Annotated in this window: 11 protein-coding genes; 7 read left to right on the top strand and 4 right to left on the bottom strand. The window is 57.0% G+C overall.

All coding sequences use genetic code 11. From position 1 onward, the window contains the following. Nucleotides 1-69 precede the first annotated feature (69 nt). Nucleotides 70-1,227 (bottom strand): acyl-CoA dehydrogenase family protein, encoded by a 1,158-nt coding sequence (locus tag ACR0KG_RS18135; protein ID WP_480828047.1) that lies wholly within the window; start codon nt 1,225-1,227, stop codon nt 70-72. Nucleotides 1,228-1,441: 214 nt separating this feature from the next. Here ACR0KG_RS18135 and ACR0KG_RS18130 point away from each other — a divergent pair, with 214 nt between their 5' ends. The 4 genes from ACR0KG_RS18130 to ACR0KG_RS18115 all read left to right on the top strand — a co-directional run bounded on the left by ACR0KG_RS18130 (nt 1,442) and on the right by ACR0KG_RS18115 (nt 8,447). Next, nucleotides 1,442-3,910, top strand: a complete 2,469-nt coding sequence (locus ACR0KG_RS18130) for a heavy metal translocating P-type ATPase (RefSeq protein ID WP_480828046.1) — start codon at nt 1,442-1,444, stop codon at nt 3,908-3,910. Then, nucleotides 3,907-4,296 carry a Cu(I)-responsive transcriptional regulator gene (cueR, locus tag ACR0KG_RS18125; protein WP_480828045.1) on the top strand — a complete coding sequence of 130 codons (390 nt, stop codon included), beginning with the start codon at nt 3,907-3,909 and terminating at the stop codon, nt 4,294-4,296. The genes ACR0KG_RS18130 and cueR overlap by 4 nt, the downstream gene beginning before the upstream one ends. A gap of 105 nt (nt 4,297-4,401) precedes the next feature. Beyond that, entirely contained in the window at nt 4,402-5,274 is an 873-nt protein-coding gene (locus ACR0KG_RS18120; RefSeq protein ID WP_480828044.1) for an NAD(P)-dependent oxidoreductase, read from the top strand. Nucleotides 5,275-5,381: 107 nt separating this feature from the next. Beyond that, complete coding sequence (locus ACR0KG_RS18115; RefSeq protein WP_480828043.1) at nt 5,382-8,447, top strand: aminotransferase class III-fold pyridoxal phosphate-dependent enzyme; 3,066 nt, start codon at nt 5,382-5,384, stop codon at nt 8,445-8,447. Between the two features lie 5 nt (nt 8,448-8,452). Here the strand turns inward: ACR0KG_RS18115 and ACR0KG_RS18110 are convergent, their stop codons facing one another. Both ACR0KG_RS18110 and hemP read right to left on the bottom strand, forming a co-directional pair. Beyond that, nucleotides 8,453-8,929 (bottom strand): hypothetical protein, encoded by a 477-nt coding sequence (locus ACR0KG_RS18110; protein ID WP_480828042.1) that lies wholly within the window; start codon nt 8,927-8,929, stop codon nt 8,453-8,455. Further along, a complete protein-coding gene (gene hemP, locus ACR0KG_RS18105; protein WP_170536364.1) occupies nt 8,926-9,093 on the bottom strand; it encodes a hemin uptake protein HemP in 168 nt (55 codons plus the stop codon). Before hemP ends, ACR0KG_RS18110 begins: the two co-directional genes overlap by 4 nt. A 221-nt stretch (nt 9,094-9,314) precedes the next feature. On the opposite strand from hemP, the gene gph reads away from it, so the two are divergent. Further along, complete coding sequence (gene gph / locus ACR0KG_RS18100) at nt 9,315-9,977, top strand: phosphoglycolate phosphatase (protein WP_480548910.1); 663 nt, start codon at nt 9,315-9,317, stop codon at nt 9,975-9,977. A 299-nt stretch (nt 9,978-10,276) separates the two neighbouring features. Beyond that, nucleotides 10,277-11,092: an IclR family transcriptional regulator gene (locus ACR0KG_RS18095; protein WP_480548908.1), complete on the top strand. Its 816-nt coding sequence runs from the start codon at nt 10,277-10,279 to the stop codon at nt 11,090-11,092. A gap of 1 nt (nt 11,093) precedes the next feature. Here the strand turns inward: ACR0KG_RS18095 and ACR0KG_RS18090 are convergent, their stop codons facing one another. Further along, entirely contained in the window at nt 11,094-11,660 is a 567-nt protein-coding gene (locus tag ACR0KG_RS18090) for a tetratricopeptide repeat protein (protein ID WP_480548906.1), read from the bottom strand. A gap of 106 nt (nt 11,661-11,766) precedes the next feature. On the opposite strand from ACR0KG_RS18090, the gene ACR0KG_RS18085 reads away from it, so the two are divergent. Beyond that, nucleotides 11,767-12,510 (top strand): rhomboid family intramembrane serine protease, encoded by a 744-nt coding sequence (locus ACR0KG_RS18085; protein WP_480828041.1) that lies wholly within the window; start codon nt 11,767-11,769, stop codon nt 12,508-12,510. Nucleotides 12,511-12,515 lie beyond the last annotated feature (5 nt).

Genomic DNA, 12,515 nt, shown 5'->3' with positions numbered 1-12,515 from the left:
CCCGCGCTGGACCGGCCCAACCATCACAGTCGTTTCGCCAGAAACGGCGAAGATGGGCGGGAGCCTTCCCTATACATCCAAAGACCTTGCAATGAGTTCCTTCATGACCTCATTGGTGCCGCCATAGATCATTTGCACACGTGCATCGGCATATAGACGCGCAATCGGGTATTCCATCATGAATCCATAGCCGCCAAACAACTGAAGGCATTCGTGCATGATCTCGTTCTGCACCTCAGAACCCCAGTATTTGACCATCGAAGCGGTGGCAGCGTCTAACTCACCAGCTTCCAGCTTGGCGATGCAATCGTTTACAAAACTGCGCAGCACTTCGGCCTTAGTCTTGCATTCTGCCAGCTTGAAGCGCGTGTTCTGGAAATCCATGACGCGCTGCCCAAAGGCTTTGCGCTCTTGCACATATTTCACTGTTTCAGCGATAGCGAAGTCGATCGCACCCAAGGCCATCAAACCAATCGTCAACCGCTCCCATGGCAGCTGCTTCATCAGCTGATAGAACCCCTGACCTTCTTCCGCACCCAGTAGATTGGTCATTGGCACCTTGACGTCTTCAAAGAACAGCTCGGCGGTGTCGTTACCCTTCATACCGAGTTTCTTGAGGTTCCGACCGCGGCGGAACCCTTCGGTCCCTTCGGTCTCAACCGCGATCAGAGAAACACCTTTGGCACCCAGAGATTTATCCGTCTTCGCCGCAACGATCACCAGATCCGCCGACTGACCATTGGTGATGAAGATTTTTGAGCCATTGAGCTTGTAGGAATTGCCGTCCTTCTCGGCCAACGTCCGCACGGCCTGAACATCAGATCCGGTGCTGGGTTCGGTCATGGCCAAGGCCCCGACCATCTCGCCCGATGCCAACTTGGGCAGCCACTTTTGTTTCTGGTCTTCGCTGCCATAGGCGGTGATGTAGTGCGTCACAATGGATTGGATGCCATAGCCCCAACCCGCATCACCCCTTGCGGTTTGTTCGTAGATGGTAACGGCATCAAACCCCATGCCACCGCCAACGCCACCATATTCCTCGGGGATTGCACCAGACATCAGGCCCGCTTGCCCTGCTTTGTGCCAGAACGCGCGATCTACCACGCCATTGTCGACCCAGGTTTCGATATTGGGAACAAGTTCATCGTCCATGAAACGGCCTGCCATATCGGCAAACATGCGGTGTTCGTCAGTGACCCAGGCGGCGGATGAGGAAAAAAGCGACATCTTAAGCTCTCCGATAAGTGGTTATCCAAAGGCTACAGGTCTGCGTGCGTCTCGCCAATCCATGTGACGCGGCGTTTCTGGCGGTTTCAACGTTGCGTTCTTGCAGAAACCAAGCGGGAACGCGTCGTGTTTACAAAGAAATACCACGCGCCTCTTGACCTTCCCGTCACTGGAACCTCCATCTAGGCATCAGCAAAGGATCGGGATGAGTCGGATGGCGGACGCTCAACAGATAAAGATCAAAATTACAGGAATGAACTGCGCCTCCTGCGTTGCGCGGGTCGAAGCCGCGTTATCCGACACTGAGGGTGTCGAAGCCGCGACGGTCAATTTTGCGACACAGTCAGCTCAGGTGATCGGCAATACAGCTATGTCTGTATTGAGTGACGCATTGGAACAGGCCGGGTATCCTGCGGTCCTCGCAGACAGCGTTCTCAAAATTGACGGCATGAATTGCGCGTCATGCGTTTCCAAGATCGAACGGTCGCTGGCCAAAGCGTCGGGCGTTGTCCGCGCCGATGTCAATCTGGCCACCCAGACAGCGCATGTAACCTATGCCGAGGGAAGTACCACGCCCGCCATTCTTGCAGGGATCGTTACCGATATAGGCTATCCCGCGCAGGTGAGCTCGCCAGTGGCGAGTATCAGTTCGAACACGAATGAGGCGACAGGCCTGCGCGGTGCGACGCTTCTTGCGGCAGTCCTAGCCCTACCGGTGTTTATCCTTGAGATGGGTGGTCACTTGGTCCCCGCCTTTCATCATTGGGTTTACGGAACCATCGGGGTACAGACCAGCCAGCTAATTCAGTTTGCACTAACCTCTGCCCTGCTGATCGGACCGGGGCGCATATTCTATCAAAAGGGTATTCCAGCGCTGCTGCGCGGCGCGCCAGACATGAATGCCTTGGTCGCGTTAGGAACGGGTGCCGCCTATTTGTATTCGGTCACAGCCGTTTTTGCGCCTGATTTGTTGCCTCAAGGATCAGCCAATATCTATTTCGAGTCCGCCGCCGTGATCGTGGTTTTGATCCTTCTGGGTCGCTGGCTCGAGGCGCGGGCAAAAGGCAAAACTGGCGCGGCAATTCGCAGGCTGGTCGGGTTGCAGCCCAAAACCGCTCGGGTCGAGGTCGAGGGAGAGACCCAAGACCTCCCAATTGCTGAGATAGCCGCCGGTGATATCCTGCATATCCGTCCCGGAGAGCGCATTCCGGTCGACGGGCAGATACTGGAAGGCAGCACCTATGTCGACGAAAGCATGATCACGGGCGAGCCCACCCCTGTGGGCAAAACTGCCGGTGATCCTGTTGTTGGCGGAACCGTCAACGGAACCGGAGCATTGAGGATTGAGTCCACACATGTGGGGGCTGACACCGTATTGGCGCATGTCATTCGAATGGTAGAACAGGCGCAAGGAGCCAAACTGCCAATTCAGGGTTTGGTCGACCAAATCACCTATCGGTTTGTTCCTGCAGTTATGGTCGTTGCGCTACTGACGGTGACTACATGGCTGTTGTTCGGCCCGGCACCTTCCTTATCGCACGCTCTAGTCGCGGGGGTTTCAGTCCTGATAATTGCCTGCCCGTGTGCGATGGGTCTGGCCACGCCCACCTCGATCATGGTGGGAACCGGCCGCGCGGCTGAACTGGGCGTGCTGTTCCGGAAAGGCGACGCCTTGCAGCAGTTGCAGCAGGCAAAGGTGATTGCTTTGGACAAAACCGGGACGCTGACCCTTGGACGTCCCGAACTGGACAGCGTGACCCCAGTCAATGGATTTGCCTCGTCTGATGTTCTGCGGATTGCCGCGGCTTTGGAGGCGCGGTCTGAGCACCCCATTGCAACTGCAATCACCCGCGCTGGTCCCGCCAAGTTACCCGAGGCCTCAGAGATTCAGTCGCTCACCGGCCTTGGCCTGCACGGGCAGGTCGAAGGTCAATCCGTTTCAATTGGCTCCCAATCGCTCATGGATCAGCTTGGGATTTCGGTAAGTGACCTACAACCAGAGGCCGATAACCGTGCCTCCGAAGGCGCAACACCCTTGTACGTGGCCATTGACGGGCAATTGGCGGCGGCGATCTATGTCTCGGACCCGATCAAACCCGGCACGCCCGAGGCCCTGAAGCGCTTAGGAGGAACAGGTGTAACCTTGGCCATGGTCACGGGCGACAACGCGCGCACGGCTCAGGCACTGGCGGATCGTTTGGGCATCAATCACGTCACGGCGGAGGTTCTGCCCGACGGAAAAAGAGACGCGATTGATGAGTTGCGCGACAAGTTTGGCACGGTGGCTTTTGTCGGTGACGGTATCAACGATGCGCCCGCCCTCGCAGCCGCAGATATTGGCCTTGCGATTGGTACCGGCACAGATGTGGCAATCGAAACTGCTGATGTCGTCTTGATGTCAGGTGATCTGCGCGGAGTGGCGAATGCCGTCGAAATCAGCCGCCAGACATTGCGCAACATCCGCCAGAATCTGGGCTGGGCTTTCGGATACAACATCCTTCTGATCCCGGTGGCTGCGGGCGTGCTCTATCCTTTCGGTGGACCCTTGCTGTCACCAGCACTGGCCGCCGGGGCCATGGCCCTGTCGAGCGTCTTTGTCGTTTCCAACGCCCTGCGCCTGCGCCGGGTGAGGGCCGACTTGCTGAATGCCGCGTCCGGCACATCCAAGGAGGCCCTCGCATGAATATCGGAGATGTCTCCACCCGCACAGGGTTACCTGCAAAGACCATCCGCTATTACGAAGAGATCGATCTGATCAAACCGCTGCGCGACGATAATGGGTATCGCGTTTTTCGCGCTCAGGATTTGCATAAGCTGAATTTCCTGGGACGTACCCGCGCATTGGGATTCACGATTGAAGATTGCCGGACGTTGCTTGCCTTGTATGAGGATGAAACCCGCGCCAGCGCAGATGTGAAACGCGTGGCCCGAGATCATCTGGCGCAGATCGATGCGAAAATCGCGGATCTGAAAGCCATGCGGGATACGCTTGGTCATCTTATTGATGCCTGTGCTGGGGATGATCGGCCCGATTGTCCGATCTTGCAAGATCTTGGCGGCAGGCCCTGACGCGGGGTTGCCCTTTGGGCGCAGCTTTGCTTTGTCTCTGCCCAACCGGTCTTGCCTGCGGAACATCGCAGGCCACAAGGCCCGATATCAGAGAGGTTTTTCAAAATGGCAAAAGTTGCGTTTCTTGGCCTGGGTGTCATGGGTTACCCAATGGCGGGGCATTTGCAGGCTGCAGGTCATGACGTAACCGTCTACAATCGCACCGCCGCAAAGGCCCAAGCCTGGGTGGACCAACATGGTGGATCAATGGCGACCACTCCGCTAGCTGCCGCGCAGGGGGCCGAGTTGGTCATGGCTTGTGTCGGGAATGATGATGACCTGCGTATGGTCTGCACGGGCGATGATGGGGCCTTTCACGGTATGGCCTCAGGCACGACCTTTGTCGATCACACCACAGTTTCCGCCAAAGTGACCCGCGAGCTGTATGCAGCAGGTCAAAGCAAGGGCATCGCTTTTGTAGATGCCCCGATCTCGGGCGGTCAGGCCGGTGCCGAGAATGGCGTTCTGTCTATCATGTGCGGCGGGGATCAGGCCGCTTACGAGGCTGCCGAACCCATCATGCAGGTCTATTCAAAAATCTGCCGTCGGATCGGTGACAGCGGCGCAGGACAGATGACCAAGATGTGCAATCAGATCGCCATCGCCGGTCTGGTTCAGGGTCTCAGCGAAGCGCTGCATTTTGCCGAAAAGGCCGGGCTAGACGGCCGTTCGGTAGTCGAGGTGATCAGCCAGGGTGCGGCGGGCAGCTGGCAAATGGCCAACCGGTATGAAACCATGCTGGACGACCACTTTGAGCATGGATTCGCAGTGGACTGGATGCGCAAGGATCTGGGGATTTGTCTGGATACCGCCAATGAGACAGGGGCGTCATTGCCTGTCACGGCGCTGGTCGATCAGTTCTATAAGGATGTGCAAAAGCTGGGCGGTGGGCGATGGGATACGTCTTCTCTGTTCAAACGTTTGCGCGCCTTGGATTGAGGTTGAAGGGGGCTGTCTGCCCCCCGCCGCGCCTGTTGGCGCGCCTCCCCCCCAAGGATATTTTTTGGCCAGATGAAGGATGGATCCTTCGGTCAGAAGGATAAGGTATGAGCGATACAGCTGCTTTCTGGACAACAGCGTTGCGCGCGCAATGGGGGCTTGAGGCGCGTTTGACGCGCTTGGATGGCGAGTATGATCTGAACTTTCTGGTCGAGGCCAAAAACGGGCAGGATTATGTGCTCAAGGTCATGCGTGCAGGATGTGAAACCGGCCTTGTGGATCTGCAAATCAAGGCATTGGCGCATATCGCCACCGCTGCGCCAGGGCTGCCCTTTCCAAAGGTTTTTGCCGATCTGAATGGGGACCTTTTGCCCGAAGTTCAGGACGAAGCAGGCACCCCCCGGCTTGTTTGGTTGCTGGAGCGCTTGCCCGGTCAATGCTACGCCAAGACCGCGCCCAAAAGTGAGGAGCTGATCCTTAAACTGGGACGCGTTCTGGGCGCGACAGATCGTGCGCTGGAGGGTTTCACCCATGCCGCCTTGGAGCGGCCAAATTTCAAATGGGACCTCATGCAAGCGGGTTGGATTGAAGCGCATTTGGATGCTGTTTCAGACCCGGATCGGCGTAGGTTGCTCGCCGAGATAACACAGGGATTCAGGGCGCTTTCTGATCAGCTTATCCGCTTGCCAAAGCAGGCCATTCACAATGACGCAAATGACTACAATATTTTGGTCGATGGCGATTTTAGGCAACGTCATACGGTTTCGGGCATGATTGATCTGGGCGACATGTGCGCTGCCCCTCGGATTTGCGATCTCGCGATCGCGGGCGCCTATGTCGTTCTGGATCATCCCAAACCCGAACGCGCGCTGACCGCCTTGGTGCGCGGCTATCACGCGGCAAACCGACTGAGCGCGCAGGAGATCGATCTGGTCTGGCCGCTGCTGCGCATGCGCTTGGCGGTGTCGGTTGTGAACTCGACCCTAGTGGCTGTGGATAACCCAGACGATCCCTATGTCACGATTTCGCAGGCGCCCGCATGGCGGTTCCTGGAGAACGTATCTGTCAACGGCGGCCTGATGTCTGCGCGCCTACGCGCAGCCTGCGGCCTGCCCGTGACTGATGGAGCTGATCGTGTTCGCGCCTTCCTCGCCGATAATCGCGGTGGGTTCGCACCGATGTTCGGGGAAGACCTGAGCAATGCCCCTATGGGGTCCCTATCTGTTGAAAACTCGGTCTGGCCGCAGAACCCGTTCCACATGCCGCTGGAAGAAGCCGCTCGCGTGGGAGAGGAGTTCGGGGAAGGGCTCTGGCTGGGTTACTACAACGAACCGCGTCTGATCTATGCAGAGCCAGGGTTTCGCAAGGGTCCTTGGAAAGCCTCGGACCGGCGGACCGTGCATCTGGCCGTGGATGTATTCGCCCCGGCTGGTACTGCGCTGCATGCGCCACTGAGCGGGCGGGTTGAGGTCGCAGAGAACCGCAACATGCATCTGGACTATGGCGGCATTGTAATCCTGCGTCATGAAACACCCGAGGGCGATCCGTTTTATACGCTCTACGGTCATCTGGACCCTGAGGTTTGTGAGCGGCTGCAACCCGGCGACCCGGTGGCGCAAGGGGCGGCTTTTGCCCAGCTTGGGGATGCCAGCCAGAATGGCGGATGGGCCCCGCATGTCCATTTCCAGCTGGCACTGACCACGGATGGGATGGAGAGCGACTGGCCCGGTGTTGGTGATCCCGACGAAATGTTCCTATGGCACAAGCTCTGCCCAAATCCAGCGGCGCTGCTGAATCTGCCGGACGATAAGGTCTTCTATAAGCCAACCGACAAAAGCACGGTTTTGCAGGGTCGGCATGATCATTTCGGCGGCAACCTCAGCCTGACTTACGATGACCCGGTCATGCTAGTGCGGGGCTGGAAACATCATCTATTCGACGAATGGGGCCGCCCCTATCTGGACGCGTACAACAACGTCCCGCATGTGGGGCATGCGCATCCGCGGATACAGGCCGTTGCTGCGGATCAGTTGAAACGGATGAATTCAAACACGCGCTATCTGCATCCGGCACAAACGGCGTTTGCAGATAAGATATTGTCCAAACTGCCTGATCATTTGCAGGTCTGTTTCTTCGTCAATTCCGGCACCGAAGCCAATGAGCTTGCCCTGCGACTGGCCCGTGCCCATACCGGCGCCAAAGGGATCGTAACACCGGATCATGGGTATCACGGCAACACCAACACTGCCGTTGCAATTTCAGCCTATAAGTTCAACAAACCCGGCGGTGTTGGGCAGGCCGATTGGGTCGAACTGGTTGAGGTAGCTGACGACTTTCGCGGATCTTTCAAACGCGACGACCCCCACCGCGCCGCTAAATTCGCCGCGCTTGTGGACCCTGCCATTGCAGCACTGTGTGACAGAGACCATGGGATAGCCGGCTTTATCGCTGAAACCTTTCCATCGGTTGGGGGGCAAATCGTCCCTCCGAAAGGATATCTGCCTGCGGTTTACGAGAAAATCCGGGCAGCCGGGGGAGTTTGTATCGCTGATGAAGTACAAACGGGACTTGGCCGTTTGGGGGAATACTACTTCGGCTTCGAACATCAGGGGGCTTTGCCCGATATCGTCGTGTTAGGCAAACCCATTGGCAACGGCCACCCCCTTGGCATTGTGGTCACCACCAAGGAAATCGCCCGAAGCTTCGATAACGGGATCGAGTTCTTTTCAACCTTTGGCGGCTCAACCCTTTCCTGCCGGATCGGCAAAGAGGTGTTGGATATCGTCGATGACGAAGGCCTTCAGGGCAACGCACGGGACATGGGCGCACGGTTGATCGAAGGGCTGAAACAGATCGAATCTGATTTCGCATGCGTCGGGGATGTACGCGGGATGGGGCTGTTCCTGGGGGTTGAGCTGATCAACCCAGATGGCTCGGAAAGCACAGAGATCTGCCAATTTGTCAAAAACCGGATGCGCGATCACCGCATCCTGATCGGCAGCGAGGGGCCCAAGGACAACATCCTGAAAATTCGCCCACCCCTGACAATCGAGGCCGAAGATGTGGATATGATCCTATGGGCTCTGCGGGATGTGTTGTCAGAGGTTGGAGATTATACCCCTGAACCGGCGTGCGATCATGATCACCATCACGCCGGATGCGGGTGTTGTTAGCGGGGCTAGTGCAAAACGGTTGACGGTGTCTGATGACCGGTGCTTGGCAGCGGTACAGACTTCGTCATCCGGCGCAGGGCAAACCCCAAATCCTCGGACAATGACGCCAAGGCCGGGGCAAAATCCGGACGCACGATCAAAGACGCGATCATCATCGCATCCTCGCGTGCACCATCAGCCGCCGCACCGATCATCTGCGCGAAACAGTTCTCATCGGCACCAAGGCACGCGCATCCAAGGCCATGCCGTACCAACTGGCGGCGACCGTGAGTGGCGCAAAGCGAGCATAACCGGTCCAGCGTCAGCATCGCGGCCTGTCCGTGATCCACGCCCAGCGCGATATCAAAGTCGCTTGCGGCGTCTGCACGGCCTGCGGGACCATCACCCCACAGCCGCAAATACATCACTGCGCCTGCTTCTATTGGGCTCAGGTCGGATAGCCTGCCAACGGCTGCACCGCCACGGGGTGATGCGCTGCTCATTTCGTGAGGATCAGCTTACCTGCGCGGGTGATCCGCAGCGTATACAGTTGATCCCCCAGCTCGATATGCGCAAGATTGCCGCCTTTGGTCAGATCATCGGCTTTGTAGGATGGCAAGATGGACATTGAATAAGACTGGCTGGGATTCGGGTTCTGCACATTCATCGGTCAACTCCAGAAGGGTCAAGGCAAACGCCTGATCTGTTCGCGTTTCTCAAGTTCTGGCTGACCCGAAACCGGGTTGGCTCATTGTCTTAACCCTTAATCTGATTAATTTAGTAAGGTATGTCAAGCGCCCAATACATCGTTCCCAAAGATTGACGGTTTACCGCCTAAGTTCTGGCGCGCTAGACAGTAAATCAAATGGCAAGGAAGGAATGTGACCTATGGCAGCGGCAATCATTTTCGACCTTGATGGAACGCTTGTCGACAGCCTTGGTGATATCGCAGCAGCGGCCAACCGAACGCTGGAAGACATCGAATTGCCGCCGCTACCGAAAGAGATCATTGCCTCTTTCGTAGGAAATGGGTTGCCTAAACTGGTAGAACGAATGATCCGGCATGTGGGACTTCCTGCGGAACGACACACCGAATTGACCAAACGCATGCGCGCCCATTACGACGACGCCGCCAGCAGCATGACAGTTCCTTATCCGGGCATCCCTGGTGCGTTGGAAAAGTTGCTAGCCAAGGGCTATACCTTCGGAGTGTGTACGAACAAACCCGAAGCCCCTGCACGCCACATTCTCCATGCGCTGGGTCTGTCGCGATTCTTCGATGTGGTTCTGGGTGGAGACAGCATGGCTATGCGCAAACCGGATCCTCGGCATCTGCTGGCCAGCTTCGACGCATTAGACAGCGCAGGGCCGCGCCTTTTTGTCGGCGACAGCGAGGTTGATGCGGAAACAGCGGTCCGTGCTGACGTTCCATTTCTATTGTTCACGCAGGGCTATCGAAAAACACCCGTTGTCAACATCCCACACACAGCGGCCTATGATCACGCAGAAGAGTTGCCATCGCGGGTCGCCCAACTGCTTAAGATGAGTTGACCCCAAACTAAGTGAGGGGCCGGCCAGAAGGGGGTATAGGCCAGCCCCTCATCGGGGAAAAACTATTTGGTCGCGAAGGACCTGATAGACTTCACCCTGATACAGCATCCCAAACTGACGCGATATTGGGGGTTTCCCGTAGGGAAACAAAAAACTTAAAAAATGTTGGATTGGGGCGCCGTGTCAGGGCCTAAGTTCCATTTGATCGCACATCAACGGAGCTACTAAAAATATTTTTCGCCATATGAAAAATCCTGAATTCCACGTACCGTTCTCGCAAGACGCAGGAGGACCCGAATTTGGACATTCAGAAACGACCGCGCGGCAGGCCCAAATCGTTGTTCAAGGAAAGTTCCGCTGGGACGCTGCAATCTCTGGATCGCGCTCTGGAAGCGCTCAGCACCCTTGCACGGCTTGAACGCAGCACCCTCAGCGATCTCAGCCGCGAAACGGGAATACCCACCGCAACCACACACCGCATCCTGACCACACTCGCCAAGCACAGCTTTGTCAGGTTCGACGAAATCCGCCAGGAATGGATGATCGGGATCGAGGCCTATCGCGCCGGTGCCTCGTTCCTCAAGCGCAACAGCGTGATCGAGGTGTCGCAACCCATCATGCACCGGCTGATGAACGATACCGGAGAAACGGCGAATCTGGCAGTACCCGATGCGAGTGACGTTGTATTTGTAGGCCAGATCGAAACCAAAAATCCGATCCGCGCGTTCTTTCCGCCCGGTGCACGGTCACCGATGTATGCCTCGGGCATCGGTAAGGCCATCCTGTCAGCGATGGAGCCTGAGGCCGTTTCAAGGATACTAACCGCGAGTGAACCCGAGGCATTTACCGACCGTACGCTAAGTGATCCCAAGGCGCTGATGGTTGATCTTGAAACCACACGGCAGCGTGGGTGGTCCTATGACATAGAAGAACGCTATTTAGGGATGTCCTGCATCGGCGCGGTGATCTTCAACGAACAGAACAGTCCATGCGCCGGAATTTCTGTGTCTGGCCCGACCGCCCGCTTTAACCGTGATACGGTTGAGAACCTTGGCAGGCTGGTTGCCGAAGCCGCGCGCGATATCACCTTGGCGGTCGGCGGGCGCCCCCGATAGTTCAGATGTCCTGTCCCGGAGGGTCCAGCAAGCCACCGGGCTGCAACAAGGCGCGTTCTGACAACCATGGATTAAGCTCCAGCGCTTGTTTCAGTGTGGCCCTGGCCTCGTCCAACCGTTTCAAACCCATCAAAGACAACGCCCGCCCACTGATTGCGGCAACATGGTTCGGCGACAATTCAATGGCCACATCAAGGTCTTGCAAGGCCGATCCGAAATCCTGCTTGAGGTAGTTCACAAAAGCCCGCTGGTTATAGCCTTCGGCAAATTCCGGGCAATATTCTACCAGCTGATTAAGCTCCTCCAAAGCTCCGACCAGATCCCATGCTTCGCGCCGTGCCATGCCACGATCTAGCAGGGTCTGTGACTTTGCGTCAGGCGCATCTGTCCAAAGCTCCCACATCTGGTTGGAATACGTGCGCGCCACAACCTCAGACTCGGCTTGTTGAAGCTGTGAAATCAGATCGCTCACTCCCTGCGCATGATCCGGAGCATCCGGGCAGGTTTGCGCGGCTGCGGATGTGGTCAGAGCGACGCCAATGATCAGACCGTGAAGCATATGTGTCATACTGCAAGGATGACCCTGTTCCGCCTTCTGTCAAGTTGCAGGGAAATGACCCGGTGCGGCATAAGCTGTTCTTGACGCCGCGTCTGGAAAAGCCCAGCGTCGCGCCATGTTTCCGATCCGCGATCATAACCCCTCGGGGCGTACACCCTATGTCGTTTACGCACTCATGGCCGCCAATATCCTGATCTTTGTCAGCTATGTGGGGATCATGAATGACGCGTCGCTGATCAACCGGTTTTATTACGACTACGCGATCATTCCCGCGCGGATCACGGATGGCTATGCGTTCGAAACCTTCGTGACTTCCATGTTCCTGCATGGCGGCTGGATGCACCTGGCAGGCAACATGCTGTTTTTATGGATTTTCGGCGACAATCTGGAAGATGAGATGGGTCATCTGCCCTTTCTCCTGTTCTACCTTGTGGCCGGAGTCGGCGCCGGGTTGATCCATGTCATCACCGCGCCAGACTCGGTGGTGCCAACGATCGGCGCGTCTGGCGCAATTGCCGGAGTGATGGGGGGTTATCTTCTGTTGTTCCCAAAGGCCCGCGTCGACATCCTGCTGATCCTGATCGTGTATTTCCGCGTGTTTTCGATCCCGGCCTTTGTGATGCTGGGTGTCTGGTTGGGAATGCAATTTGTGGGCAGCTTGAACAGCAACCCCGACGAAGGTGGCGTTGCCTACTGGGCCCATACCGGGGGGTTTGTCGTAGGGTTGATCCTGTGCATTCCACTATGGCTTAGACGCGGTGGCGCGGCATATTGGGATCGCACCCATGGCCATCCGCCTCATCCCGAGGCAAAGTACAAACTGTCGCAATCCCGCATCCCGCGCGTGCCCCGCAGGTAAAGGCG

The sequence above is a fragment of the Ruegeria sp. H4 genome, from assembly GCF_056533065.1.
The sequence above is the reverse complement of the archived record's forward strand: the minus strand, read 5'-3'. Positions and strand labels throughout refer to the sequence as shown.

Bases quoted from the DNA above. Each gene is read 5' to 3' on its own strand.
- ACR0KG_RS18115 (WP_480828043.1), top strand. From the start codon at position 5,382: ATGAGCGATACAGCTGCTTTCTGGACAACAGCGTTGCGCGCGCAATGG.
- ACR0KG_RS18110 (WP_480828042.1), bottom strand. From the start codon at position 8,929: ATGAGCAGCGCATCACCCCGTGGCGGTGCAGCCGTTGGCAGGCTATCC.
- ACR0KG_RS18085 (WP_480828041.1), top strand. From the start codon at position 11,767: ATGTTTCCGATCCGCGATCATAACCCCTCGGGGCGTACACCCTATGTC.
- ACR0KG_RS18135 (WP_480828047.1), bottom strand. From the start codon at position 1,227: ATGTCGCTTTTTTCCTCATCCGCCGCCTGGGTCACTGACGAACACCGC.
- hemP (WP_170536364.1), bottom strand. From the start codon at position 9,093: ATGAATGTGCAGAACCCGAATCCCAGCCAGTCTTATTCAATGTCCATC.
- ACR0KG_RS18130 (WP_480828046.1), top strand. From the start codon at position 1,442: ATGGCGGACGCTCAACAGATAAAGATCAAAATTACAGGAATGAACTGC.
- cueR (WP_480828045.1), top strand. From the start codon at position 3,907: ATGAATATCGGAGATGTCTCCACCCGCACAGGGTTACCTGCAAAGACC.
- gph (WP_480548910.1), top strand. From the start codon at position 9,315: ATGGCAGCGGCAATCATTTTCGACCTTGATGGAACGCTTGTCGACAGC.
- ACR0KG_RS18120 (WP_480828044.1), top strand. From the start codon at position 4,402: ATGGCAAAAGTTGCGTTTCTTGGCCTGGGTGTCATGGGTTACCCAATG.
- ACR0KG_RS18090 (WP_480548906.1), bottom strand. From the start codon at position 11,660: ATGACACATATGCTTCACGGTCTGATCATTGGCGTCGCTCTGACCACA.